This window comes from Streptomyces sp. NBC_00252 (assembly GCF_036187565.1).
Taxonomy (GTDB): Bacteria; Actinomycetota; Actinomycetes; order Streptomycetales; family Streptomycetaceae; genus Streptomyces.
This window is the reverse complement of sequence record NZ_CP108087.1, coordinates 1,308,268-1,334,008: the sequence shown is the minus strand read 5'-3', so window position 1 is coordinate 1,334,008 and position 25,741 is coordinate 1,308,268. Positions and strand designations below refer to the sequence as shown.

The following is a 25,741-nucleotide window of genomic DNA, read 5'->3' as shown; positions in this document are numbered from 1 at the left end:
GGGTGACGGCCGCAGCACGCGCTGCGAGATACCCGTAGAGGCCAGAGCGACCAACGCGGGGCCGTGCTTCCACTGAGACGGCCGCGATCCGCTGCGAGGCACCCGCCGCGGCCGAGGAACCCGCTGCGGCCGGGGCGACGCCCCGACCTTGGCCGCTCCCCGCCGCCCAGGCTCCCCGGGACCCGACCGCCCCCCGCACCCTCAGCGCTCCAACAACATCCGCTGCAACTCCCGCGCAGCCCGCGGCGGAGCCACATCGCTCCGGTGCGCAAGGGCGATGGTCCGATGCAGCCCAGGCCGCGCGAGCGGAGTCACCCGCAAGCCGCGCCCGGACTTGGTCGCGACCATGCGCGGGACCACGGCGACGCCGAGCCCCGCGCGGACGAAGCCGAGGACCGCGTCCATCTCGCCGCCCTCCACCGCGAAGTCCGGTTCGAAGCCCTCGGCGCGGCACGCGGCGACGGTGAGTTCACGCAGGTCGTAGCCGTGGCGGAACATCACGAGGCGTTCGCTCTCCAGGTCGGAGATCCGTACCGTGCGGCCGCGGCCGGGGGCCGGTGCCTCGGGGGAGGAGACGACGACCAGGTCCTCGCGCAGCAGTTCCACCGTCGTCAACGCCGGTGAGGGGGTGGGCAGGGGCAGGACCACCAGGGCCAAGTCCAGCGCCCCGCGGGCGAGTTCGCGTACGAGGTCGTGGGAGCCGCCCTCCTCGATCAGCAACCGGATGCCGGGATAGCGGTCGTGGAAGGCGCGGAGGACGTCCGGGAGGAGGCCCGTGCAGAGGCTCGGGGTCGCGCCCAACCTGATCCGGCCGCTGCGGAGTTGGGCCAGTTCCTGCACCTCGTGCCGGGCGGTGTCCGCGTCGGCCAGGATGCGCCGGGCCAGCGGCAGCAGCGCCTCGCCCGCATCCGTGAGCGTGATGTTGCCCCGGGCCCGCAGGAACAGATCCGCCCCGAGCTCCCGCTCCAGCGCCTTGATCTGCTGGGACAGCGACGGCTGGGCGACATGGACGAGATCGGCGGCCCGGGTGAAGTGCCGGGTCTCGGCGACCGCCACGAAGTACTGGAGCTGCTGGAACTGCATGCACCTACGATAGCTCCAGGCTATGGAAACCAGGCATACCATGTCTTGGACCGATCGGGCATCGGGCGCCTAACGTCCGTAGACATGGCTCTGGCAACGCGGACGGACCGACGGCCGTCGATGGCGCGCACGGTGTGGGACAGCTCCGTCGGCAAGAAGACAGTGATGGCGGTCAGCGGCCTGATCATGCTGCTGTACCTGGTCGTCCACATGATCGGCAACCTGAAGATCTTCTTCGGCGCGGGCGAGTTCAACCACTACGCCCACTGGCTGCGCACCGTCGGCGAACCCTTCATGCACTACGAGTGGACGCTCTGGCTGATCCGCGTCGCGCTGGTCGTCGCCGTGGTCGCCCACGCCGTCTCCGCGTACCAGCTCAGCCGCCGCGACATCAAGGCGCGCCCCAGCAAGTACGTGCACAAGAAGCCCCGGGCGACCTATGCCACCCGCACCATGCGCTGGGGCGGCATCATCCTCGCCCTGTTCATCGTCTGGCACATCCTCGACCTGACCACCGGCACCGTGCACTCCGGCGGCTTCCAGCCGGGCCACCCGTACCAGAACGTCGTCGACACCTTCTCCACCTGGTACGGCGACACGATCTACATCGTCGCGATGCTCGCCCTCGGCCTGCACGTCCGGCACGGCTTCTGGAGCGCCGCCCAGACCCTCGGCGCGGGCAGCCGCAGCCGAGACCGCGCCCTGAAGACGATCGCCAATGTCCTCGCGCTGCTGCTCACGGCCGGCTTCATCGCCGTACCCGTGGGCGTCATGACCGGAGTGGTGAGCTGAAATGACCCTTGAATACGCGGACTTCACGACCGGGGAACCCGTCACCGACACCAAGGCCCCCACAGGGCCGATCAACGAGCGCTGGGACACCCGCCGTTTCGAGGCCAGACTCGTCAACCCCGCCAACCGGCGCAAACACACGGTGATCGTCGTCGGCACCGGTCTCGCCGGCGGCTCCGCGGGCGCCACGCTGGCCGAACAGGGCTACCACGTCGTCCAGTTCTGCTACCAGGACTCCCCGCGCCGCGCCCACTCGATCGCCGCCCAGGGCGGCATCAACGCGGCGAAGAACTACCGCAACGACGGCGACTCCGTCCACCGCCTCTTCTACGACACCGTCAAGGGCGGCGACTTCAGGGCCCGCGAGTCCAACGTCCACCGCCTCGCACAGATCTCGGTCGAGATCATCGACCAGTGCGTCGCGCAGGGCGTCCCCTTCGCCCGCGAGTACGGCGGTCTCCTCGACACCCGCTCCTTCGGCGGCGTGCAGGTGTCCCGCACCTTCTACGCCCGCGGCCAGACCGGGCAGCAACTCCTCCTCGGCGCCTACCAGGCGCTGTCCCGGCAGATCGCCGCCGGGAACATCGAGATGCACCCGCGCACCGAGATGCTCGACCTGATCGTCATCGACGGGAAGGCGCGGGGGATCGTCGCCCGCGACCTGATCACGGGCCGTATCGACACCTACTTCGCGGACGCCGTCGTCCTCGCCAGCGGCGGCTACGGCAACGTCTTCTACCTGTCGACGAACGCCATGAACTCCAACGCCACCGCCGTCTGGCGCGCCCACCGGCGCGGCGCGCTCTTCGCCAACCCGTGCTTCACCCAGATCCACCCCACCTGCATCCCGCGCACCGGCGACCACCAGTCCAAACTCACCCTGATGAGCGAGTCGTTGCGCAACGACGGCCGCATCTGGGTGCCCAAGGCCAAGGGCGACCAGCGTCCCCCGAACGAGATCCCCGAGGCCGAGCGCGACTACTACCTGGAGCGCATCTACCCGGCCTTCGGCAACCTCGTGCCCCGCGACATCGCCTCCCGCGCCGCGAAGAACGTGTGCGACGAGGGGCGCGGGGTCGGCCCCGGCGGACAGGGCGTCTACCTCGACTTCGCCGACGCCATCGGGCGGTTGGGCCGTAAAGCAGTCGAGGAGAAGTACGGCAACCTCTTCGACATGTACGCCCGGATCACCGCCGAGGACCCGTACACGGTCCCCATGCGGATCTACCCGGCCGTGCACTACACGATGGGCGGTCTCTGGGTCGACTACGACCTCCAGACCACCGTCCCGGGCCTGTTCGCGATCGGCGAGGCCAACTTCTCCGACCACGGCGCCAACCGCCTCGGCGCCTCCGCCCTGATGCAGGGCCTCGCCGACGGCTACTTCGTCCTCCCGGCGACCATCAACGACTACCTCGCGCGGAACCCCGGACACGAGGACATCGACGTCCAACACCCCGCCGTACAGGAGGTGCTGGCGGAGACCGAGGACCGGCTCAACCTGCTCCTCGCGGTGGACGGCGACCGCACACCCGACTCCTTCCACCGTGAACTCGGCGAACTCATGTGGGAGTTCTGCGGTATGGCCCGCACCGACAGCGGACTGCGCAAGGCGCTGGAACGCATCCCGCAGATCCGCGAGGAGTTCTGGCGGCGGATCAAGGTCCCCGGCACCGGCGAGGAGTTCAACCAGTCGCTGGAGAAGGCGAACCGCATCGTCGACTACCTCGAACTCGCCGAGCTGATGTGCCTCGACGCACTCAACCGCGCCGAGTCCTGCGGCGGCCACTTCCGCGAGGAGTCCCAGACCCCCGACGGCGAAGCGGAGCGCAGGGACGACGAGTTCAGCTACGCGGCCGCCTGGGAGTTCACCGGCACCGGCTCATCTCCCGTACTGCACAAGGAAGACCTGGTCTTCGAGTACGTCCACCCCACTCAGCGGAGCTACGCATGAAGCTCACCCTGCGCGTCTGGCGGCAGAAGAACGCCGACGCCGAAGGCGCCATGTCCACCTACCAAGTGGACGGAATCTCCACGGACATGTCGTTCCTGGAGATGCTCGACACCCTCAACGAGGAACTCATCCTCAAGGGCGAGGACCCGGTCGCCTTCGACCACGACTGCCGCGAGGGCATCTGCGGCGCCTGCTCCCTCGTCATCAACGGCGACGCGCACGGCCCGGAGCGCACCACCACCTGCCAGCTCCACATGCGGTCCTTCGCGGACGGCGACACGATCGACATCGAACCGTGGCGCGCCTCCGCCTTCCCGGTCGTCAAGGACCTGGTGGTGGACCGCTCGGCCTTCGACCGCATCATCCAGGCGGGCGGTTACATCACCGCCCCGACCGGCGCCGCCCCCGAGGCCCACGCCACCGCCGTACCCAAACCGGACGCCGACTTCGCCTTCGAGCACGCCGAGTGCATCGGCTGCGGCGCGTGCGTGGCCGCGTGCCCGAACGGCGCGGCGATGCTGTTCACCTCCGCCAAGGTCAACCACCTCAACGTCCTCCCGCAGGGCGCACCCGAGCGCGAGACCCGCGTCCTCGACATGGTCGCGCAGATGGACGAGGAGGGCTTCGGCGGCTGCACCCTGACCGGCGAATGCGCCACCGCCTGCCCCAAGGGCATCCCGCTGGTCTCCATCACCGGCATGAACAAGGAGTGGCTGCGGGCGACCCGCAAGGTCACGAGGAAATAGCGCCGTCGACGGGTGCGGGTGCGCTGCGGCCGGTCGCGCAGTTTCCCCGCGCCCCCGGGGGTTGCACCGATCGTTCGCCGACAAGGTGCGGACGGGCGGGACCGGGAGTGGTGCTCATCCCCGGTCCCGCCAAGCACCGGCGCAGCTCCACGCAGCGGGCATGCGGACGCCGTTCAGCAAGCTCACATCCCGGCTCCGGGCACAGGTCACGCGCAGGACGCCCGGCGTAGGAAGAACTGTTGCGGCTGGACTTACGGAACCGGCCAGCTTGTTCCTCCGCCGTCCCCGGCCCGTGATCAGGGAGAGCCATGACCGGCGTTTCCACCCTCGACCGTCCCTCGCAGCCCGACGCGCCGACCCGCTACACCGTCACGCTCGCCCGCGACGAGGACGATGTGCGTGCCGCGCAGCGGCTGCGGCACGACGTCTTCGCCGGGGAGATGGGCGCCCACCTGTCCAGCCCCCAGCCCGGCCTGGACGTCGACGCCTTCGACGCCTACTGCGACCACCTCCTCGTCCGCGACACGGTCACCGGGCAGGTGGTCGGCACCTACCGGCTGCTGCCGCCCGAGCGCGCCGCCGTCGCCGGACGGCTCTACTCGGAGAGCGAGTTCGACCTCGCCCCCCTCGACTCGATCCGCCCGGGCCTCGTCGAGGTCGGCCGCTCCTGCGTCCACCCCGACCACCGCGACGGCACCGTCATCGGCCTCATCTGGGCCGGCATAGCCCGCTACATGGTCGACCGCGGCCACGACTGGCTCGCCGGCTGCTGCTCCATCCCGCTCGCCGACGGCGGCGCCCTCGCCGCCGGCACCTGGGACCGGGTCAGTGCCAAGCACCTCGCCCCCGAGGAGTTCCGGGTCCGCCCGCTGCTGCCCTGGAGCGCCGACGGCGTCACCCGCCCCGCCGGCCGCGTCGAACTCCCCCCGCTGCTGCGCGGCTACGTCCGCCTCGGCGCCTGGGTCTGCGGCGAGCCCGCCCACGACCCGGACTTCGGGGTCGCCGACCTGTACGTCCTGCTGTCGATGCGCCGGGTCAACCCGCGCTATCTGCGGCACTTCCTCTCGCTCGTCCCGGCGTGATGAGCGTCTGGCTGCCCAGCGCGCCCTGCACCCCCAGGTCGTGCATCGAGTCGAAGGGGTCCGTCACGGCCGTACCGCGTGCCGTGCTGCGCTTCGTGACCGTCCTCGTCGTGGTGGCCGCCGGGGCCGCGCTCACCCCCGTCGGCAAGAGGATCCCCGCCGTGGCGGTGCGCTGGTGGTGCCGGACGATCGTCCGGTCCGCCGGCATCCGGCTCCGCATCACCGGCACCACCACGCCCACCGGCGGACTGCTCCTGGTCGCCAACCACATCTCGTGGCTCGACATCCCGCTGCTGGCCGCCGTACGCCCCGCCCGCATGCTGGCCAAGGCGGAGATCCGGCACTGGCCCGTCGCCGGGACACTGACCGCGGGCAGCGGCGCCCTGTTCATCGACCGCGACCGGCTCCGCGCGCTGCCGGAGACGGTCGCCTCCATCGCGGGCGCCCTGCGCGCCGGGGGAGCGGTCGCCGTGTTCCCCGAGGGCAGCACCTGGTGCGGCCGGGCCCAGGGGCACTTCCGGCGGGCCGTCTTCCAGGCCGCGCTGGACGCCGGCGTCCCCGTGCAACCGGTCGGCCTGCACTACGTGACCGACGGCACCGCAAGCACCGCCCCCGCCTTCGTCGGCAGCGACTCCCTGCTCACCTCGGTGTGGCGGGTGGTGTCGACGCGCGGGCTCGTCGCCGAGGTCGAGGTGGGGCCGACCATAGCGGCCGGCAGCCACCCCGACCGCCGCTCCCTCGCCCACGCGGCGCAGACCGGGGTGACCGGTCGGCCCCCGCACCAGGACCACTGCACGTCGGTGGCGCAGACCCCGGTGAAAATTCGCAGGACGGCCCGCAGGCGTCCTGTTAGCGTTGCGTCCATGAGGATCATCAGGCACACCGGCACCGCGACCGCGCGAGCGACCAGCTCGCCGGCTGCCGACGCCTGACCTCACTGACCTCTCCCGGCGGCCGGAAACGGACCGCCGGGTGTGTCGTTTCCAGATCTCTCGTACGCCCTCCCGCGGTCCCTTCCGGTCCCCACCCGACCCGAAGGACTCACCGCCATGAACACCGACGACGTCGTCCGTACGTTCCTCGACTTCTACCGCGAGCGCGGGCACGAGCTGATCACCGGAAGCTCGCTCCTGCCGCCGCCCTCGGACCCGGTCCTCTTCACCACGTCCGGCATGCACCCGCTCACGCCGTACCTCCAGGGACGCCCGCATCCACAGGGGCGGCGGCTGGTCAACGTCCAACGCTGTCTGCGGACCACGGACCTCGACGAGATCGGCGACCTCACCCACCTCACCGTGTTCGACATGCTCGGCTCATGGTCGTTGGGCGACTACGGCCATCCGCAGAGCCTGCGGTGGGGGTACGAGCTGCTGCGGGACGGCTTCGGCATCCCGCGCGAGAAGGTGTACGTCACCGTCTTCGGCGGCGACGAGCAGGTCGGCCCCGACCTTGAATCGCTGGACACCTGGCGGGAGTTGGGCGTGCCGGTCGAGTCGACCCGGGACGAGAACTGGTGGTCCAACGGGCCGGTGGGGCCGTGTGGGCCCGACTCGGAGATCTTCTACTGGACCGGTGACGGTCCGCCGGAGGGGCGCCCGACGACCGACTCGCGGTGGGTGGAGATCTGGAACCACGTGCACATGCGGCTGGAGCGGGGCGAGGACGGCGGGCTGGTTCCGTTGCGGCAGGTCAATGTCGACACGGGGATGGGGTTGGAGCGGCTGGTGTCTGTGCTGCAGGGGCGGCGGTCGGTCTATGAGACAGATGTGTTCGAGCCGTGGACGCGGGTGCTGTCGACGTTGTGGGAACTGGACGAGCGGTCCTTGCGGATCGTCTGTGATCATCTGCGGTCGAGTGCCGTCGTCATCGGGGAAGGGGTGTGGCCGTCCAACACCGGGCGGGGGTATGTGGTGCGGCGGTTGATTCGGCGGGTGCTCACCGTTTTGTGGCGGGGTGACGAGTCTCGTTCGTTGGGTGATCTGCCGGAGGAGCTTGTTGGTTCGGGCTCTGTGCGGGGGGTTTTGCTGGAGGAGGAGGAGGGGCGGTTCGCCCGGCTTCTTGAGCGGGGGCGGGGGGTGTTGTCCCGGCCTGAGTTTCGGGGGGTGTTGGGTGACGAGGAGTATCGTTACCTTCACGACACCTATGGGTTGCCCCGGGAGTTGGTTGTGGGGCTGTTGAGGTAGTTGGTTGGGTGCGGGTGCGTGGGGGCTGGTCGCGCAGTTCCCCGCGCCCCTGAGAAGCAAGGGCATCTACTCCAGCGCGGTTTTCAGGTAGGGAGCCGTGGTGCTTCCCCTGGTCCCCGCCACCTCTGTCGGCGTGCCTGCCGCCACGACGCGGCCCCCCTTCTCTCCTCCGCCGGGGCCCAAGTCGATCACCCAGTCCGCGCCTGCCACCACCGACATGTCGTGTTCGACGACGATCACGGTGTGGCCGGCGTCGACCAGGCCGTGGAGTTGGTGGAGGAGGAGTTCCACATCGGCCGGGTGGAGTCCGGTGGTGGGTTCGTCGAGGAGGTAGAGGGTGTGGGTGCGGTGGGCGCGCTGCAACTCGGTGGCCAGCTTGATGCGTTGGGCCTCGCCGCCGGACAACTCCGTGGCGGGCTGTCCGAGATGGAGGTAGCCGAGGCCCACGTCCAGGAGTGTGGTCAGGCTGCGGGCCACGGCCGGGGTGTCCGCGAAGAACTCCGCCGCGCTCTCCACCGTCAGGTCGAGGACGTCCGCGATGTTCCGTCCCCGGTACGTCACTTGGAGCGTCTCGGGGTTGTAGCGGGCCCCGCCGCAGTCCGGGCAGGGGGCGTAGGTGCTCGGGAGGAAGAGCAGTTCCACGCTGACGAAGCCCTCGCCCTGGCAGGTCTCGCAGCGGCCGCCCGCCACGTTGAAGGAGAACCGCCCTACGCCGTAACCCCGTTGGCGTGCCTCGTCCGTGGCCGCGAAGACCTTGCGGACGACGTCGAAGAGGCCGGTGTACGTCGCCAGGTTCGAGCGGGGAGTGCGGCCGATCGGTTTCTGGTCCACCGACACCAGGCGGCCTACGCCTGCCAGTTCCTCGGTGATCTCGCCGATCAGCGTGGACTTGCCCGAGCCCGAGACGCCGGTGACCGCCGTGAACACGCCGAGGGGGAACTCGGCCGTGACGTCGCGCAGGTTGTGCCGCGTGACCGGGCCCACCTTCAACTCGCCGCGCGGTGAACGGACTTCGCGCGGCGGGGTGGGAGAGCGGTCGAAGAGGAAGCGGGCCGTCGCCGATTCCTCCACCGCCGCCAGGCCTTCCACCGGGCCGCTGTACAGCACCCGTCCGCCGTGCTCACCCGCCTGCGGGCCCACGTCCACCAGCCAGTCGGCGCCGCGCATCACGTCCAGGTGGTGCTCCACCACGAACACCGAGTTGCCGGTGGCCTTCAGGCGGTCCAGGACCGTGAGGAGGGCCTTCGTGTCCGCCGGGTGCAGGCCTGCGGAGGGTTCGTCCAGGACGTAGACGACTCCGAAGAGGCCGGACCTCAACTGGGTTGCCAGGCGCAGGCGTTGGAGTTCGCCTGCCGAGAGGGTGGGGGTCGCCCGGTCCAGGCTGAGGTAGCCGAGGCCCAGTTCGAGGATGGGGGCGATGCGGGAGGTGAGGTCCTCGGTGAGGACGCGGGCGGCCTCCGATGTGCCGGTCAGGGTGCCCGCCAGCTCGGCCAGGGGGAGTGCGGCCAGGTCGGCGATCGTGCGGCCCGCGATGGTCACCGCCAGGGACTCGGCGCGGAGTCTGCGGCCTTTGCACAGGGGGCAGGGGGTGCTGGTCAGGAAGCGTTCCGCTTTCGCCCGCAGGGTCGGGCTCTTCGTGTCGGCGAAGGTCTTCATGACGTAGCGGTGGGCGCTCATGTACGTGCCCTGGTACGGGCGTTGGATGCGGTCCGCGTCCCGGACGGGGTGGACGGTCACCACCGGCTGCTCGTCCGTGAAGAGGATCCACTTCCGCTCGTCGGCGGGGAGCTCGCGCCACGGCACGTCCACGTCGTGGCCGAGGGTGTCGAGGATGTCCCGGAGGTTCTTGCCCTGCCAGGCGCCCGGCCACGCGGCGATCGCCCCCTCGCGGATCGAGAGGGAGGGGTCGGGGACGAGGGACTCCTCGGTGGTGCGGTGGACCCGGCCGAGGCCGTGGCACTCCGGGCACGCGCCCGCCGCCGTGTTGGGGGAGAAGGCGTCCGAGTCGAGCCGTTCCGCGCCGGGCGGGTAGTCACCCGCGCGGGAGAACAGCATCCGCAGCGAGTTCGAGAGGCTGGTGACCGTGCCCACCGAGGAACGGGAGGTGGGGGTCGAGCGGCGCTGCTGGAGCGAGACCGCGGGAGGGAGACCGGTGATCCCGCCGACCTTCGGCGCGCCCACCTGGTGGATCAGACGGCGGGCGTACGGCGCGACCGACTCGAAGTAGCGGCGCTGGGCCTCCGCGTAGATCGTGCCGAAGGCCAGGGACGACTTTCCGGAGCCGGAGACGCCTGTGAACACGGCCAACACGTCGCGCGGGATGTCGACGTCGACGCCCTGGAGATTGTGCTCTCGGGCGCCGCGGACGCGGACGTAGGGATCGCGGGGGCTGTCCATGACCCGACGAGTCTATGCGGGCGCGCTGTGGGGTGCCCGGTGACCTGCGGGGGTGCGGGGGCGACCGGGCTGTGCAAGGTTTGAAGAAACGGATGCCAGTCGCCGCCAGGTCGCCGCACGGAAGGTCCGTCATGAGCACTCCCGGATTCGGTTTCGGACGCAGCCCCTTCGAGGAATTCGACGAGCTGATGTCCCGGTATTTCGGCGGTTCGGGGGCGGCGGCCCCGTCGCGCAGGGCCCAGCGCGTCGACATCGGCAGCCTCCTCTCGGAGCGGGCCCGTGAGCTGGTGGCGCAGGCGCGGGACATCGCCGCCGTCGAGGGCAGCGAGCAGCTGGACGCCCGGCATCTGCTGGCTGCCGCCACCGAGCAGGAGTCGACCCGGCGCCTGCTCGCCGAGGCGGGCGCGGACCCCGACCGGATCCGCGAGCGGCTCTCCGCCGGGGAAGAGGGCGGCCCGAAGACCGACCCCACCACGCTCACCCCGGCCGCCAAGCGCGCCCTCCTCGACGCCTACCAGATCTCCCGGGCCGAGGACTCCTCGTACATCGGCCCCGAGCACCTGCTGCGGGCCCTTGCCGCCAACCCCGAGTCGGCCGCGGGACAGGCCCTCGCGGGCAGCGGCTGGGAGGGCGACCGGATGCCCACCGGTGCCGAGCCCGAGCGGAAGAAGCCCAGCAGCACGCCGACCGTCGACGAGTACGGCCGCGACCTCACCGAGGACGCGCGGGCCGGGCGGCTCGACCCGGTGATCGGCCGGGACGAGGAGGTCGAGCAGACCATCGAGGTGCTGTCCCGGCGCAGCAAGAACAACCCCGTCCTCATCGGCGACCCCGGAGTCGGCAAGACCGCCGTCGTCGAGGGCATCGCCCAGCGGATCATCGCCGGTGACGTGCCGAAGACCCTCGCGGGCAAGCGGCTCGTCTCGCTGGACCTGGCCGGGATGGTCGCGGGCACCAAGTACCGCGGCGAGTTCGAGGAACGGCTGAAGAAACTCCTCGACGAGGTGAGCGAGCACAGCGACGAACTGGTGCTGTTCCTCGACGAGTTGCACACCGTCGTTGGCGCGGGCGGTGGCGGTGACGGCGCCATGGACGCGGGCAACATGCTCAAGCCCGCCCTGGCGCGTGGCCAGTTGCACCTCATCGGCGCGACCACCGTCGACGAGTACCGCAGGTACATCGAGAAGGACTCCGCGCTGGAGCGCCGCTTCGCGCCCATCCTGATCGGCGAGCCGACCGTCGACGACACCATCGAGATCCTGCGCGGCCTGCGCGACCGCTACGAGGCCCACCACCAGGTCCGCATCACCGACGAGGCGGTGGTCGCGGCGGCCGAACTCTCCGACCGGTACATCACCGCCCGCTTCCTGCCCGACAAGGCCATCGACCTGATGGACCAGGCCGCGGCCCGGGTTCGGCTGCGGGCCAAGACCCCGCTCTCCGACACCCGCGACGTCGAGGACCGGCTCGCCGCCCTGAACCGCGAGAAGGACCAGGCCGTCGCCGACGAGGAGTACGAGCGGGCCAAGGAGATCCGCGACCGGATCAAGGACACCGAGGCCGAGCTGAAGGCGGGCGGCTCCGCCGAGGAGCAGGCGCCCAAGGTCACCGCCGAGGACATCGCCGAGGTCGTCTCCCGCACCACCGGCATCCCGGTCTCCCAGCTCACCGAGGAGGAACGCGCCCGGCTGATGAAGCTGGAGGAGCACCTCCACGAGCGGGTCGTCGGCCAGGACGAGGCCATCACCGCCGTCGCCCGTGCCGTACGGCGGGCCCGGGCCGGCATGAGCGACCCGGACCGGCCCATCGGCAGCTTCCTCTTCCTCGGCCCCACCGGCGTCGGCAAGACCGAACTGGCCCGCGCGCTCGCCGCCGCCCTCTTCGGCGACGAGGGCCGCATGATCCGCCTCGACATGAGCGAGTTCCAGGAGCGCCACACCGTCTCCCGCCTGGTCGGAGCGCCTCCCGGCTACGTCGGCCACGAGGAGGCCGGCCAGCTCACCGAGGCCGTCCGCAGGCAGCCGTACGCCGTGCTGCTGCTCGACGAGGTCGAGAAGGCGCACCCCGACGTCTTCAACACGCTGCTCCAACTCCTCGACGACGGACGGCTCACCGACTCGCAGGGCCGCACCGTCGACTTCAAGAACACCGTCGTGATCATGACGTCGAACATCGGTGCCGACCGCATCCTCGCGGCGGGCGTCGACGACTACGCCAAGGTCCGCGAGACGGTGATGCCCGTCCTGAACCAGCACTTCCGCCCCGAGTTCCTCAACCGCATCGACGAGATCATCGTCTTCCGGGGCCTGGAACGGACCCAACTGCGGGAGATCGTCGACCTGTTGCTGGACCACACCCGGCGCAGGCTGCACGCGCAGGACGTCACCCTCGACGTCACCGACGCGGCGGCGGACCTCCTCGCCAACCTCGGCTACCAACCCGACTTCGGCGCCCGGCCGTTGCGCCGCACCATCCAGCGCGAGGTCGACGACCGGCTCGCCGACATGCTGCTCGCCGGCGAGCTGAACGCGGGCGACCAGGCACAGGTCGACGCGGCCGACGGCACGATCCAGATCCGGGCACGTCAGGCGGCCGAGCACTAGCCGGACCGCGTTCGCACCCCATCGGGAGACACGTATGAGCAGGTATCGAGCCGCGCAAGTGGCCGCGCCCGGCGGTGGGTTCGCCGTCGTCGAGCGAGATGTGCCGCAGCCGGGACCGGGCCATGTGCGGATCGCCGTGGAGGCCTGCGGGATCTGCCACAGCGACACCTTCTTCGTGAACGCCGGAGTCCCGGGCGTACGCTTCCCGCTCGTCACCGGGCACGAGATCGCCGGGCACATCGACGCGCTCGGCGAGGGCGCCTCGGACACCGGCTGGCGGATCGGCGACCGGGTGTCCGTCGGCTGGTTCGGCGGCAGCTGCGGCCACTGCACCCCGTGCAGACAGGGCGACTTCATCGTCTGCGAGAACCTCAAGGTCCCCGGCTGGGCCTACGACGGCGGCTTCGCCGAGATGACCGTGGCACCGGTCGACGCGCTCGCCCGCATCCCCGACAGCCTCTCGGCGAGCGCCGCCGCACCCATGGGCTGCGCGGGAGTGACCACCTTCAACGGCCTGCGCCGCAGCTCCGCGAAACCGGGCGACCTCGTGGCCGTCCTCGGGCTGGGCGGCCTCGGTCACCTGGGCGTGCAGTACGCGGCCGCGATGGGATTCGAGACCGTGGCCATCGCGCGGGGCCCCGAAAAGGCCGACTTCGCCAAGCAGTTGGGCGCGCACCACTACGTCGACAGCACCGCCGACACCGAGGTCTCGGAGGCGCTCCAGGCCCTCGGCGGCGCCAAGGTCGTGCTCGCCACGGCGGGCAACGCGGATGCCGCGACGGCGACCGTGCAGGGGCTGCGGCCCCGTGGTGAACTGGTCGTCGTCGGGGCGGACACCGCGCCGCTGGGGATCAGCCCGCTCCAACTGCTCATGAGCGCCAAGGTCGTTCGGGGCCACCCGTCCGGCACCTCGCAGGACGTGCAGGACACGCTGGCCTTCAGCGCCCTGCACCACATCAGTCCGATGGTGGAGACCGTCCCCCTGGAGCAGGCGGGGGAGGCCTACGAGCGGATGCTGTCCGGTGCCGCGCGCTTCCGAATGGTGCTCACGCCCTGAGCGAGGCGAGCCGCCGGTAGGAGTCCAGCAGGGCTTCGCGGTCGTAGGTGCTGGTGGTGACCAGCACCTCGTCGGCCGCCGTCTCCTTCAGCACCGTCTCCAGCTCGTGGGCCACCTGTTCCTCGGTGCCCGCGAGCTGCCCGCTGAGCCCGGCCTCGTAGAAGCCGAACTCCTTGTCCGTCATGGGCAGTTGCTCCACGCGCTCGGCGGGCGGGAGCGGCGGGAAGGTGCCGTGGGTGCGCGAGTACGCCATCGACCACGCCTCCGGGACGAGCAACTGCCGTGCCGCCTCGGGGGTGGCGGCCACGGCGATCGTCCCCGAGATGACGACGTACGGTTCCGCGGCCCACGGGGACGGACGGAAGGTGGCCCGGTACCGGTCGATGCCGCGCTGCATCTTCTCCCGGTTGCGGAGGTCGCCGACGACCATCGGGAGACCGGCGCGGGCCGCGATGTCGGCGCCCTCGCCCATCGCCAGCACGAACGGCGGGACGCTCAGGCCCTCGGAGGGGCGTGCGTGCGCGCCGGTGGGTGACGTGCCGCGGAACCAGCCGAGGAGTTCGTCGAGCTGCCCGGCGAAGTCGTCGGCGTCGTCCTTGTCGCGGCCCAGCGCCTTGCGCACGCCGGTGGTGAAGCCGACCGAGCGGCCGAGGCCCATGTCGATCCGGCCGGGGAACAGCGACTCCAGTACCCCGAACTGCTCGGCGACGACGAGAGGTTGGTGATTGGGCAGCATCACCCCGCCCGTGCCGACCCGGATGGTTCGGGTGGCCGAGGCGACGGCGGCGGCCAGGACGGTCGGCGCGGAGCCCGCGACCCCGGGCACGGCGTGGTGCTCCGACACCCAGAACCGGTGGTAGCCCAGCTCCTCGATCTCCCGCGCGAACCGCACGGTGTCACGCAGTGCCTCGGCGGCCGGATGCCCCTCGCGGGTGCGGGACCGGTCGAGGACGGAGAACGGGGTCGTGGCGATCACTGAACTCACGTCTGGTTCAACACCGAGGAGGCGTCGGCATTCCCGTGCCGGTCAGTCCCCGGGGCCGAGCAGCCCGCGTTCGTACGCCTCGGATGGATCCCTCACCGCCGCGACCGGACCCGTCCCTCCCGTGGCGGGTCGATGAACTGCAGCTCCAGCGTGACGGGCGGCGCGGCGATTCCAGGCCCGCCCGCGGCCGCCCACTCCAGCACTTCCTCCGTGCAGTCGTCGTCCATCGCGAAGCCGACCCAGGTCGGCCGGCCGCCCGCCCGGCGCCCGGCCGCCGACGGCTGGACGACGATCACGTTGGCCTGGTCGCAGGGGCCCAGACAGTCCGTCGTACGGACCGCGAAACCGTGCTCGGCGGCGCCGGACCGCAGCCGTTCCAGCTGCCAGGCGTGGTCGGTGCCGGGGTGTTTGCGCGGGTCGCCGCAGCAGCAGCCCCGGCACACGACCAGGGTGCAGGGCCGCTCGCGGGCGGCGCCGATCAGGAACGTACGGGGGGCGGGAATCGCGGCAGACATGCGAGAAGCATGAGGCCAGGCCCCTCGCGGGCCGCTGCCGGGGTGCCGGGTCCGGCTGTCTAGGGTGGGCGGGTGACTGCCGACAACAAGCGCCCGCTGGCCGTGTTCGACCTCGACAACACCCTCGCCGACACGGCACACCGGCAACGGTTCCTGGAGCGGAAGCCGCGCGACTGGGACGGCTTCTTCGGTGCCGCGCCGCAGGACCCGCCCCTCGCGGAGGGCGTCGCGCTCGCGCTGGAACAGGCCGAGGAGTGCGAGGTCGTCTACCTCACCGGGCGCCCCGAACGCTGCCGCCGCGACACGCTCGCCTGGCTCGCCGCGCAGGGACTGCCCGAGGGCCGGGTCCTCATGCGCCGCAACGACGACCGCAGGCCGGCCCGGCGCACCAAGCTGGAGAAACTCAAGCAGCTCGCCCGCGACCGCGAGATCCGGGTCCTCGTGGACGACGACGAGCTGGTCTGCGACGACGCCGAACGGGCCGGGTTCAGGGTCGTCCGGGCCCGCTGGACCTCCCCCTCCGCCGCGCTGGAGGCGGCACAGGAGGGGGAGGGCCGGACCTGAGAGCCGTAGCCGCTACGGCCGTCCGACCTCGCCTGCGACGGTCAGTCCTCGTCCTCGATGCGGAAGCCGACCTTCAGGCCGACCTGGAAGTGCTCGATCTGGCCGTTCTCGATCTGGCCCCTGACCTGCGTCACCTCGAACCAGTCGAGGCTGCGGAGGGTCTGCGCGGCGCGGGCCACGCCGTTGCGGATGGCCTGGTCGATGCCCTCGTGAGACGTGCCGACGATCTCGGTGACCCGGTACGTGTGGTTGGACATGCGGGTGCTCCTCTCGGCCGTGACGGGCGCGTCACGCGTCACTCCACCGTGCCCCACGGCGCGGCGGTGCGCGAGACGGCCCGTCACCCGACGTCAGCGCACCACGCTCAGTGACAGCGCGAAGCGTCCCGCACGGTCGGTCCACCAGTGGGTCAACTCCAGCCCGGTGGCGGCCAGTTCGGAGCGCACGCCCTCCTTGCGGAACTTCGCGGAGATCTCGGTGCGGAGTTCCTCGCCCGCCGTGAACTCGACGGCGAGATCGAGCGCGGGGATCTTCACGGTCTGGTCCGTACGGGACCGCAGCCGCATCTCGATCCACTCGTGGTCGCTGTCCCAGAGGGCGACATGGTCGAAGGCGTCGGCGTCGAAGTCGGCGCCGAGTTCGCGGTCGACGACGGTCAGGACGTTCTTGTTGAACGCGGCCGTCACTCCGGCCGCGTCGTCGTACGCCCTGACCAGCACGTCCTCGTCCTTGACCAGGTCCGTGCCGAGGAGCAGCGCGTCGCCGGGGGAGAGGAGCGAGCGGAGTCCGGCGAGGAACGTGGCGCGTTCCGCCGGGAGCAGGTTGCCGATCGTGCCGCCGAGGAACGCCAGCAGGCGCGGGCCCGGGGTCTCCGGCAGGGTGAGGTCGCCGGTGAAGTCGGCGATCAGGGCGTGCACGTCGAGCCCCGGCCGCTCCTCGATGAGAGCGTGTCCGGCCTGTGTGAGCGCGCTCTCGCTGACGTCGACCGGGACGTACACGGCCAGCCCGGTGAACGCGTCCAGCAGATGGCGGGTCTTGTCCGAGGAGCCGGAGCCCAGCTCGACGAGCGTGCGCGCGCCGGTCGCCGCGGCGATCTCGGCCGCGCGGTCGACGAGGATCTCCCGCTCGGCGCGCGTGGGGTAGTACTCGGGCAACTCGGTGATCTGCTCGAAGAGTTCACTGCCGTGGGCGTCGTAGAACCACTTCGGCGGGAGGGTCTTCGGGGTGCTGGTGAGGCCCGCCAGGACGTCGGCGCGCAGTGCCGCGTCGGTGGCGTCCTCGGGCAGGGTGCGGGTGAGAAGGAACGGGCTCACGTACGGGGCTCCTTCGGTGGTGCGAGGTCTTTCAGGGGGGTGAGGAGGACCTCGGTGCGGGTCGCGGTGAGCAGAGTGCGGTCGGGGGCCTCCTGCCAGTGCGGGTCGTCGTCGTAGGGCTCGGAGGCCACGACCGCGCGGCGGCCGGGCTCCGAGAGGTACCAGAGGGTGTCGCCCCAGGCGGTGGCGGCGATCGTCTCGCCGTCGGTGAGAAGGAGGTTGAGGCGGGAGCCGGGGGCCGCGTGGGCGACCTCCGTCACCGTGTCGGCCAGCGCCTGACCCACCTCGTCGCCCTCCCGGAGCCGGCCGAGGACCAGCGCCCAGACGAACGCCGAGTCGCAGCGTGCCTCCATGGACAACAGGTCGACGGGCGGCATGCGCCGGGCGAGCGCCGCCAGAGTCTGCGGCCAGCCGGTGACCGCGCCGTTGTGGCTGAACAGCCAGGGACCCGCGGCGAACGGCGCCGCCGCGGCCTCCCCGTCCGCACCCGCGAACGTCGCGTCCCGTACGGCTGCCAGCAGCGCGCCGGAGCGGACCACGCGGGCCAGGTCGGCGAAGGACTGGTCGCCCCAGATGGGCACGGCCCGCCGGTAGCGGCCCGGCACCGGATCGCCCTCGGCGTACCAACCCACCCCGAAACCATCGGCGTTGACCGTGCCGTGCCGCTGCCGCCGGGGCTCCCAGGACTGCCGGTACAGGCTGTGCTCCGGGTCCACGAGGAGCCGGCCGAGCGGCTCCTCGGGTCCCAGATACGCCAGGTGGCGGCACATCAGACGGCCCCCGAGCGGGCCGTGCGGAAGCCGGAGAAGATCTGCCGCCGGATCGGATAGTCCCAGTTGCGGAACGTGCCCCGGCAGGCCACCTCGTCCACCGCGAACGAACCGCCCCGCAGCACCTTGTACTCCGGGCCGAAGAACACCTCCGAGTACTCCTTGTACGGGAACGCCCTGAACCCCGGGTACGGCAGGAAGTCGCTCGACGTCCACTCCCACACGTCGCCGATCAACTGCCGTACGCCCAGCGGTGATTCACCCGCCGGGTAGCTTCCGGCGGGTGCCGGGCGCAGGTGACGCTGTCCGAGGTTGGCGTGCTCGGGTGCCGGGTCGGCGTCGCCCCACGGGTAGCGCATCGAGCGGCCGGACGTCGGGTCGTGGCGGGCCGCCTTCTCCCACTCGGCCTCGGTCGGCAGCCGCCGTCCGGCCCAGCGGGCGTAGGCGTCCGCCTCGTACCAGCAGACGTGCACCACCGGCTCGTCGAGCGGCACTGCCTCCGTGACGCCGAACCGGCGCCGCAGCCACTGGCCCGCCTCCCGGCGCCAGAACCCGGGCGCCGTGACGGAGTTGCGGCGGATGTGCGCCCAGCCCTCCGTCGTCCACCAGCGCGGGTCGTCGTAGCCGCCGTCCTCGATGAACGCCAGATACGCGCCGTTCGTCACCGGGGTCGTGTCGATGTGGAACGGGGCCACCTCCCGCCGGTGCGCGGGCCGTTCGTTGTCCAGCGCCCACGGCTCGGTCGAGGTGCCCATCATGAACGGGCCGCCGGGGACGAGGACTTCGGACGGGCCCGTGAACAGCGGGACCGGCTCCGGGTCGGGGGCCGTCAACGCCTGCGGCCCGGTGCGGAGCTGATGGGTGATCAGCATCGTTTCGTCGTGCTGCTGTTCGTGCTGGGCGACCATCCCGAAGGCGAAGCCCATGTCGGTGAGCCGGGTCCCGCGGAAGGCGTGGCTCTCCAGTACGTCCGTCACCCGGCCGCGCACCTCGGCCGCGTACTGCCGCGCCTCCTCGGGCGGCAGCAGCGGCAGCGAGGGGCGCTCGGAGCGCGGGTGCTCGAACGCGTCGTAGAGGCCGTCGATGTCGGGGCGCATCGCGTCCCGGCCGCCGACGGCGCGCAGCAGCCACAGTTCCTCCTGGTTGCCGATGTGCGCGAGGTCCCAGACCAGCGGGGACATCAACGGCGATACCTGGGCGGTGAGTTCGGGCTCGTCCACGCAGCTCGTGAGGAGCGTGGTGCGGTCCCGGGCCGTGGTCAGAGTGGTCAACGCCCGTTGCCTGAGCGCCTCGATGTCGATGTCGGCCGAGGCGTCGGCGGAGTTGCCCGCGGACGTGTCGGTGGCGATGTCGGCGTCGGTCATGTGCGGATGTCCTTCCCGTGCGGGCGGCTGTCCGTGCCGCGCACGCGGTCGAGCAGATCGTCGGCGGGGCAGCGGCCCCGGACGACATAGCGGTCGAAGAACGCGCGGACGGCGTCCATGACCCCGGCGGTGGCGCCCAGCCGGGGCAGGGCCTCCAGCGCCGCGGCGAAGCAGACGAGGGCGGCCTCGTGCAGCTCCGGGTCGGACAGTCCGTGGCGGGCCGCGTCGATCCACAGCGGATTGTGCGGCGCGGGCAGCCCCTGGGTCCGTTCGGCCAGCGGCTTCACGGCCCGGTACGCGGTCTCGGCCGCCTCCGGGTCGTCGAAGAGCGCCGTCGTCACGGCCAGCGGCACGATCCAGCCGTCGTCCCCCGGCTGCGCGTCGATCATGCGCAGTTCGAGATGGCCGCGCGGTCTGACTGGCGGGAACAGCGTCGAGACGTGGTAGTCGAGATCCTCACGGGTCGGCGGTCTCGGCGAGCCCGATCTGATCCATTCCCGGAACGTCAGGTTCTCCGGGACGTCCCATGGTCCGCTGTCCCGCCGTATGCACATCACCGGCGCGTCCAGGACGAGGTCGGTCCACGCGTCGCGCGGTGCCTCGTCCAGCGTCGGACCGCCCGCGCGGCCGGGACCGATCTCCATCCAGACGAGCTGCCGGGTGGAGCGCCAGCCGGTGGGGCTGCGGCCGACCAGCGGGGAGTTCGCGAACGCGGCCACCAGGACCGCGCCCAGCTGGTGCGCCAGCCACCAGCGCCGCCCGAGACCGAGCGGACCCGGCTCCTCGTAACCGGCGTCGAGACACACCTGCACGGACGCCGAGGTGCACATCATGCGCCGGCCCGCCGGGCCGGTGCGGTCGAGGCAGCGCTCCATGGCGTCGTAGCGCGGCTCGTGCAGGAACCGGCGCGGCGGATGCCAGGGATCGTGGCCGACACCGACCAGCCCCAGGTTGTCGCGACGCAGGACGGCGCGTACGGCGTCCAGGTCTTCGGAGACGGAACCGATGCACTCCATCAGGGAGGCGGCGGGCGACGAGCTGAGTTCCAGCTGGCCGCCGGGCTCGACGGTGAGCGCCGACCTCAGAGGCACGGTCCTCAAGGCGGCGTAGGCCGCTTCGAGCCGTTCGGGTGTCACGGGGAGCTGCGGCATGCGCAGCTCGTGGACGAGCCATTCCACTTCGACCCCGAGGGTGCGGGGCGGCCCTGTCTTGAAGCAGATGCCCCTGACCAGGGCCTCCACCTCGGGTTCGGTGACCGCGGTACGGGGCTCCGTACAGTCGCTACAGTCACTTGCCGTATCGGACATGTCGGGATCCTCCTGAGATTCCACCATGCCACCGGCCCGGTTTCTGTTGGGCCCGGGGCGGCACACTCGTCCCACCCAAGACCCTCGCGGCTGGTCGCACAAGGGTGCGTATTGCCACGTTCGGGATCGGTAATCTCCGGTTCTCCGGCCGTTCGCGGAGCCCGGAAACTCCGTTGCACCGCACGACCAGCATCGCTCACGATGAACGTATGAGCACGACGGGGGAGAACACGGGGGAGATCGCGGGGCGCGCGCTCATGGCGTACACGGGGGTTATGCCATGAGCGCGCGCCTGCGCGGCATCGCGCAGCAGACCGAGCAGATCATCGCGGCCGGGGGCTACCGCACGGCGGACGGGCGCGAGATCTCCATCGCCGCCGAGACCGCGGCGGCCCGCGCGGGGACGCGCCTGTTCGGCCCGGAACCGGTCCGAATATCGCCCTTCCCGCCCGTGGACACCGTCCTCGAGGTCACCGGCGAGAGCAGCCTTGAGGCCGCCCGCCGCCTCACCGGCCCGGTCGCCGTCCTGAACTTCGCCTCGGCCCGCAACCCGGGCGGCGGTTTCCTGAACGGCGCGCAGGCCCAGGAGGAGGCCCTGTGCCGCGCCTCCGCGCTGTACACCTGCCTGCTCGAAGCCCGCGGTTTCTACGACCACCACCGCGCCCACCGCGATCCGTTCTACACGGACCGGGTCATCCACTCACCTACCGTCCCCGTCTTCCGCGACGACAGGGGCCGGCTCCTGGACGAGCCGTACACGGCCGGTTTCCTGACCGCCGCCGCGCCGAACGCGGGGGTGGTGCTGCGCACCGCACCGGAGCGCGCGGCCGGGCTGCCGCGGGCGCTCGCCGTCCGGGCGGAGCGGGTGCTGGAGACGGCCGTGGCGCACGGATACCGCAGGATGGTCCTCGGCGCCTGGGGCTGCGGGGTGTTCCGGAACGACCCGGCGCAGGTCGCGGGCGCCTTCCACGCGCTGCTCGGGCCGGGCGGACGGTTCGCCGCGGCCTTCGAGCACGTGGTGTTCGGCGTCCTGGACCGCACACCGGGTGCCACGGTCCGGGACGCGTTCCTACGGACGTTTCCGGAGCGCCAACTCCAGGGCTAGCCGCGCGGGTTCAGCCGGTCAGGTCCAGCCGTAGCGCTCGTGCAGCCGGTGCCGCACGAGGTTGAAGCGCATCTGGTCGATCGCGCAGGCCTCGCGGCGCATGCCGTCCTCGTGGAGGCGCAGGACGCGGTCCACGGCGACCCACGAGTCCCGCCCTGACTTGTCCCAGGGGCCGCTGCCGATCGCCACCCACTCGCGGTCGCCGTCGTGGCGCTTGCTGGACAGCTGGACGGCGAGCAGGGTCCCGCCGGGCTCACGGGCCACGACGAGCACCGGGCGGTCCTTGCCCCGGCCGTCGTTCTCCTCGAACGGCACCCAGGTCCAGACGATCTCACCGGGATCGGGGTCGCCGTCGTGCGCGGGGGAGTACTCGGTACGGACCTTGCCGACCTCGCGCGGGTCGGCCTCGGTGGTGGCGGAGGGGCCGAAGCGGCCCGGAACGTTCTCATCGGTAAAGGCGGTCACGGAGGCACCTTAGAGCGTGCCTCCGTGACCCCGGACGCCGGGCGCCCGTCAGACGATCACCCCTACTCCTTCTCCACCGGCACCTTCTGCGACGGCGGCGCCGTGACCCCGTTGAGGCCCGAAGTCCCGGTCACGGCCTGCCCGTTCGGGGCGTGCTCGTTCTGGTTCATCGACGCGAGCAGCTGGCGGGCCAGACCGAGGCCCGTGCCGCCCATGGTGAGCGCCTTGGCGAGCATGTCCGCCATGCCGTCGGCCCCGTTGAGGACCACCATGTTGTCGACGCTGCCGAACGCGGAAGCGCCCGCCCGCACGATCTCCGGCCAGTTCTCGGCCAGTTGCTGCGCGACCACTGCCTCCTGGTTCTCGGCGAGGGCAGCGGCCCGCGCCTTGATCGCCTCCGCCTCGGCGAGGCCCTGGGCCTTGGTCGCCTCGGCCGCCGCGAGACCCTTCGCCTGCGCGGCGGCGGCCTCGGCCTCACCGGTCGCCCTGGTCGCCGTGGCCGCGGCGGCACCGCGAGCCTTGGTCGCCTCGGCCTCGGCGATCGCCGCCGCCTTGACCCGATTCGCCTCGGCCGCCGCCGCCAACTCGGTCTCCTGCGCCTTGGCCTGAGCCGCCGAGATCCGCGCGTCGCGCTCCGCCTCGGCCCGGGCCCGGGTCTCGTACGCCTGGGCGTCCGCGGGCTTGCGGACGTCCGCCTGGAGCTGCTGTTCCCGCCGCAGCGCGTCGAGTTCGGCGATCCGGGTCTCCTGCACGACGACGTCCTGCCGGGCGGCCGCGTCCGCGAGCGGGCCGGCCTGACGGGCCTTCGCCGCCGCCTTGTCGCGCTCGGCCTGGTAGCCGGCCTGGAGGATCTCGCTGTCCCGGGTGGCCTCCGACATCCGTGCCGCGGCCTTCTGTTCGGCCTCGGTGGCCAGCCGGTTTGCCTCGGCCTGCGCGATGCGCGCGTCCCGCTGCACGGCCGCCGCGTGCGGCATCGCGAGGTTCTTGATGTACCCCGTGGGGTCCTCGATCTCGTGGATCTGCAGCGAGTCCACGATCAGCCCCAGCTTCTCCATCTCCGTACCGCACGCGGCCCGGGTCTGGCCCGTCAGCTTCTCCCGGTCGCGGATCATGTCCTCGACCGTCAACCCGCCCACGATGGAACGGAGATGACCGGCGAACACGTTGTGCACCCGCTCCGACATCATCTTCTGCTGGTCGAGGAAACGCCGTCCCGCGTTGGCGATCGACACGAAGTCGTCGCCCACCTTGAAGATGACCACGCCCCGCACCTTGAGCGGAATGCCCTGGGTGGTCACGCAATCCACGTGCAGTTCGGTCTCGTTGAGGTCCAGCGAGATCTTGCGCACCGCCTGCACTCCGGGCATCACGAGCGTGCCGCGCCCCGTGACGATGCGGAACCCCATGCCTTCCTCAAGGCCTTCGGTGCGGTGCTTGGAGCCCGAGATGATGAGTGCCTCGTTGGGCTCGGCGACCCGCCACATCGCCTTGAACAGACCGATCAGTACGAGCACGGCGACAACCGCCGCCCCCGCTACGACGCCGATGACCATCGGCATTCGCCCCCTTGTGATGGTGCCCTTTCGGCACCGAACGAAGGGAGTGTGCTCCCGCCCAGGACCGGGGTACAGACGCTGACGGATCCTTGTTGCAATCTTGACGCATGCGCCCCCGGACGGCTCTCACCTGCGAGGGAGAGGGCTCAACTGTCGTATGCCTGGGTGACGTAGACCGTCCTCGGCGGGAGGTACTCCACCACCATCACCACGGTCCCCGACTCGATCCGGTCCGTGCCCGTGGCGGCGTACGCGAGGAAGTGCTCGGCGCCGCCGCGCACCCGGACGATCACCTCGCCGACGAGCCCGGGCCCGATCGTCCCGGTGACCCGCCCCATCAGCCCGACCATCGACGCATCCTGCATGGTCACAGGGTACGGGCCCGACCCGGTTGTGCCGCCGGGAAATCCGCCGCGGCGGGCTCCGGCCACCGTTCGTGCCAGCGCAGCTCCGCCTCCACCTGCGCGGCCAGCGACAGCAGCAGCGGCTCGCTGTTCGACGGGCCCAACAGCTGGGCGCCGACCGGGAGTCCGTCCGCCACGAAACCGGCGGGGACGCTGACGCCGGGCCAGCCGAGGACGTTCCACGGCCACGCGTAGGGGCACGCGGCGACCATGGCGCGGTCGGTGGCCGGACCGCTCAGGTCGTGCAGCGCGCCAACCAGGGGCGGGGGAGCGGCAGTTGTCGGGGCGAGGACCACGTCGTACATTCCGAAGAACGCGCCGATCCGGTCGTGCAGGACGGCCTCCGCGCGCCGGGCCGCCCGCAGCGGGGCTCCGCCGAGCAGGCGGCCGAGGCGCGCGGCTTCCAGGGTGCGCCGGTCGAGGAGCCCGGGGTGCGGTGCCTCGCGGACCCGCTCGGCGATACCGGCGGTGGCGCGGGGGAGGAAGCCCAGCCCGATCCGGCCGTACGGCGGATCGTCCTCCGCGACCGTGTGGCCCAACTGGACCAGCGTGTCGGCCAGTTCGAGGACCCGGTCCCGTACGTCAGGTCGCAGCCGGGCGGGCAGTGCGGTGAACGGCGGCTTCAGGGCGAGGGCGATGCGCAGGCGGCCGGGGTCGCGGCCCACCGCCTCGGTCAGGGTGAGCGCGGGCGGGCGGTGCGGGTCCCCGGCGTGGTTGCCGCTCGCCGCGTCCAGGAGCAGCGCCGCGTCGGCGACCGTGCGGGTGAGGGTGCCGTTGACCGTGATGCCGTGGAAGGACTCGCCGCGCGGCCAGGTCGAGATGCGGCCGCGCTGCGGCTTGACGCCGACGAGGTGCGTCCAGGAGGCGGGGATGCGCACCGAACCGGCGCCGTCCGAGCCGAGCGCCGCCGGGACCAGCCCCGCGGCCACCGCCGCCGCCGAGCCACCGGACGAACCCCCGGGCGTGTGACGGGAGTTCCACGGATTACGGGTCGCGCCGAACGCCGGACCCTCGGTGAACGGCCACTGCCCGAACTCGCAGGTGTTGGTCTTCCCGACGACGACCGCCCCGGCCGCGCGCAGCCGTCGTACGGCCTCGCCGTCCTCCGTCGCCGGCGGAAACTCGCCCCGGCAGCCGAACGCGGTCGGTTCGCCCGCCACGTCCATGTCGTCCTTGACGGCGACCGGCACTCCGAGGAGCGGTTTCCGTACCCCGGCGGCGAGTTGCTCGTCCGCCGCGTCTGCCTCGGCGAGGGCCGCCTCCCTCCGGACGACCCGAAAGGCGTTCAGGGAGCCCTGAGTTGACTCGATCCGGGCCAGGGCCTGTTCGGTGAGGGTGCGGGAGGTCACCTCGCCGGCGGCCAGGGCGCGGGCGGACTCGGCCAGGCCTGCGGAACGGTCGGGCGTCATGGCGGGTACCTCCGGGAGCGCGTGGTCTACCGAACGGTAACGTCCGGGGGCCCGGCGCGCTGAGGATGCGGCAACTTCCCCTGGAGC

At 71.6% G+C, this 25,741-nt stretch carries 23 protein-coding genes; 10 read left to right on the top strand and 13 right to left on the bottom strand.

Annotated elements, in window-relative coordinates; translation table 11 throughout:
• Nucleotides 1–201 precede the first annotated feature (201 nt).
• Nucleotides 202–1,083 (bottom strand): LysR family transcriptional regulator, encoded by an 882-nt coding sequence (locus OHT77_RS05900; RefSeq protein WP_328826925.1) that lies wholly within the window; start codon nucleotides 1,081–1,083, stop codon nucleotides 202–204.
• A 120-nt stretch (nucleotides 1,084–1,203) separates the two neighbouring features.
• Between OHT77_RS05900 and OHT77_RS05895 the strand changes: the two genes are divergently transcribed.
• The 6 genes from OHT77_RS05895 to OHT77_RS05870 all read left to right on the top strand — a co-directional run bounded on the left by OHT77_RS05895 (nucleotide 1,204) and on the right by OHT77_RS05870 (nucleotide 7,840).
• Nucleotides 1,204–1,875: a succinate dehydrogenase gene (locus OHT77_RS05895; RefSeq protein ID WP_328834164.1), complete on the top strand. Its 672-nt coding sequence runs from the start codon at nucleotides 1,204–1,206 to the stop codon at nucleotides 1,873–1,875.
• 1 nt (nucleotide 1,876) lies between these two features.
• On the top strand, nucleotides 1,877–3,829 hold the full coding sequence (locus tag OHT77_RS05890) for a fumarate reductase/succinate dehydrogenase flavoprotein subunit (RefSeq protein WP_328826924.1): 1,953 nt from the start codon (nucleotides 1,877–1,879) through the stop codon (nucleotides 3,827–3,829).
• A complete protein-coding gene (locus OHT77_RS05885; protein WP_328826923.1) occupies nucleotides 3,826–4,575 on the top strand; it encodes a succinate dehydrogenase/fumarate reductase iron-sulfur subunit in 750 nt (249 codons plus the stop codon). Before OHT77_RS05890 ends, OHT77_RS05885 begins: the two co-directional genes overlap by 4 nt.
• Before the next feature lie 308 nt (nucleotides 4,576–4,883).
• Entirely contained in the window at nucleotides 4,884–5,657 is a 774-nt protein-coding gene (locus OHT77_RS05880) for a GNAT family N-acetyltransferase (RefSeq protein ID WP_328826922.1), read from the top strand.
• Nucleotides 5,657–6,589, top strand: coding sequence for a lysophospholipid acyltransferase family protein (locus OHT77_RS05875; protein WP_328826921.1), 933 nt, complete (start codon nucleotides 5,657–5,659; stop codon nucleotides 6,587–6,589). Before OHT77_RS05880 ends, OHT77_RS05875 begins: the two co-directional genes overlap by 1 nt.
• A 117-nt stretch (nucleotides 6,590–6,706) precedes the next feature.
• Complete coding sequence (locus OHT77_RS05870) at nucleotides 6,707–7,840, top strand: alanine--tRNA ligase-related protein (protein WP_328826920.1); 1,134 nt, start codon at nucleotides 6,707–6,709, stop codon at nucleotides 7,838–7,840.
• Between the two features lie 66 nt (nucleotides 7,841–7,906).
• Here OHT77_RS05870 and OHT77_RS05865 read toward each other — a convergent pair whose 3' ends face one another.
• The gene (locus OHT77_RS05865; protein WP_328826919.1) at nucleotides 7,907–10,237 is read right to left on the bottom strand and encodes an excinuclease ABC subunit UvrA; all 2,331 of its coding nucleotides are present in this window, start codon (nucleotides 10,235–10,237) and stop codon (nucleotides 7,907–7,909) included.
• A gap of 131 nt (nucleotides 10,238–10,368) precedes the next feature.
• On the opposite strand from OHT77_RS05865, the gene OHT77_RS05860 reads away from it, so the two are divergent.
• Both OHT77_RS05860 and OHT77_RS05855 read left to right on the top strand, forming a co-directional pair.
• The gene (locus OHT77_RS05860; RefSeq protein WP_328826918.1) at nucleotides 10,369–12,840 is read left to right on the top strand and encodes an ATP-dependent Clp protease ATP-binding subunit; all 2,472 of its coding nucleotides are present in this window, start codon (nucleotides 10,369–10,371) and stop codon (nucleotides 12,838–12,840) included.
• A gap of 34 nt (nucleotides 12,841–12,874) precedes the next feature.
• Nucleotides 12,875–13,897, top strand: coding sequence for an alcohol dehydrogenase (locus OHT77_RS05855; protein ID WP_328826917.1), 1,023 nt, complete (start codon nucleotides 12,875–12,877; stop codon nucleotides 13,895–13,897).
• Here the strand turns inward: OHT77_RS05855 and OHT77_RS05850 are convergent.
• Together OHT77_RS05850 and OHT77_RS05845 are read right to left on the bottom strand one after the other, a co-directional pair.
• A complete protein-coding gene (locus tag OHT77_RS05850; protein ID WP_328826916.1) occupies nucleotides 13,887–14,882 on the bottom strand; it encodes an LLM class flavin-dependent oxidoreductase in 996 nt (331 codons plus the stop codon). The two genes, OHT77_RS05855 and OHT77_RS05850, sit on opposite strands and share 11 nt — an antisense overlap.
• 92 nt (nucleotides 14,883–14,974) lie before the next feature.
• Complete coding sequence (locus OHT77_RS05845; protein ID WP_328826915.1) at nucleotides 14,975–15,397, bottom strand: (2Fe-2S) ferredoxin domain-containing protein; 423 nt, start codon at nucleotides 15,395–15,397, stop codon at nucleotides 14,975–14,977.
• Between the two features lie 72 nt (nucleotides 15,398–15,469).
• On the opposite strand from OHT77_RS05845, the gene OHT77_RS05840 reads away from it, so the two are divergent.
• Nucleotides 15,470–15,961 carry a phosphatase domain-containing protein gene (locus OHT77_RS05840; RefSeq protein WP_328826914.1) on the top strand — a complete coding sequence of 164 codons (492 nt, stop codon included), beginning with the start codon at nucleotides 15,470–15,472 and terminating at the stop codon, nucleotides 15,959–15,961.
• 41 nt (nucleotides 15,962–16,002) lie between these two features.
• Here OHT77_RS05840 and OHT77_RS05835 read toward each other — a convergent pair whose 3' ends face one another.
• The 5 genes from OHT77_RS05835 to egtA all read right to left on the bottom strand — a co-directional run bounded on the left by OHT77_RS05835 (nucleotide 16,003) and on the right by egtA (nucleotide 20,715).
• A complete protein-coding gene (locus OHT77_RS05835) occupies nucleotides 16,003–16,218 on the bottom strand; it encodes a dodecin (protein WP_033279016.1) in 216 nt (71 codons plus the stop codon).
• A gap of 93 nt (nucleotides 16,219–16,311) precedes the next feature.
• Nucleotides 16,312–17,274 carry an L-histidine N(alpha)-methyltransferase gene (egtD, locus tag OHT77_RS05830; protein WP_328826913.1) on the bottom strand — a complete coding sequence of 321 codons (963 nt, stop codon included), beginning with the start codon at nucleotides 17,272–17,274 and terminating at the stop codon, nucleotides 16,312–16,314.
• A complete protein-coding gene (gene egtC / locus OHT77_RS05825) occupies nucleotides 17,271–18,044 on the bottom strand; it encodes an ergothioneine biosynthesis protein EgtC (protein WP_328826912.1) in 774 nt (257 codons plus the stop codon). Before egtC ends, egtD begins: the two co-directional genes overlap by 4 nt.
• A complete protein-coding gene (egtB, locus tag OHT77_RS05820) occupies nucleotides 18,044–19,408 on the bottom strand; it encodes an ergothioneine biosynthesis protein EgtB (protein ID WP_328826911.1) in 1,365 nt (454 codons plus the stop codon). The genes egtC and egtB overlap by 1 nt, the downstream gene beginning before the upstream one ends.
• Nucleotides 19,405–20,715, bottom strand: a complete 1,311-nt coding sequence (gene egtA / locus OHT77_RS05815) for an ergothioneine biosynthesis glutamate--cysteine ligase EgtA (protein ID WP_328826910.1) — start codon at nucleotides 20,713–20,715, stop codon at nucleotides 19,405–19,407. Before egtA ends, egtB begins: the two co-directional genes overlap by 4 nt.
• Nucleotides 20,716–20,995: 280 nt before the next feature.
• Between egtA and OHT77_RS05810 the strand changes: the two genes are divergently transcribed.
• Entirely contained in the window at nucleotides 20,996–21,820 is an 825-nt protein-coding gene (locus tag OHT77_RS05810; protein ID WP_328826909.1) for a TIGR02452 family protein, read from the top strand.
• An 18-nt stretch (nucleotides 21,821–21,838) separates the two neighbouring features.
• Here the strand turns inward: OHT77_RS05810 and OHT77_RS05805 are convergent, their stop codons facing one another.
• From OHT77_RS05805 to OHT77_RS05790, 4 genes are all read right to left on the bottom strand, one after another.
• A complete protein-coding gene (locus OHT77_RS05805; protein ID WP_266777671.1) occupies nucleotides 21,839–22,285 on the bottom strand; it encodes a type II toxin-antitoxin system PemK/MazF family toxin in 447 nt (148 codons plus the stop codon).
• Nucleotides 22,286–22,347: 62 nt separating this feature from the next.
• Entirely contained in the window at nucleotides 22,348–23,844 is a 1,497-nt protein-coding gene (locus OHT77_RS05800; RefSeq protein WP_328826908.1) for an SPFH domain-containing protein, read from the bottom strand.
• 143 nt (nucleotides 23,845–23,987) lie between these two features.
• Nucleotides 23,988–24,206, bottom strand: coding sequence for a hypothetical protein (locus tag OHT77_RS05795; RefSeq protein ID WP_328826907.1), 219 nt, complete (start codon nucleotides 24,204–24,206; stop codon nucleotides 23,988–23,990).
• A 2-nt stretch (nucleotides 24,207–24,208) separates the two neighbouring features.
• Nucleotides 24,209–25,654, bottom strand: coding sequence for an amidase (locus OHT77_RS05790; RefSeq protein ID WP_328826906.1), 1,446 nt, complete (start codon nucleotides 25,652–25,654; stop codon nucleotides 24,209–24,211).
• Nucleotides 25,655–25,741: the final 87 nt, after the last annotated feature.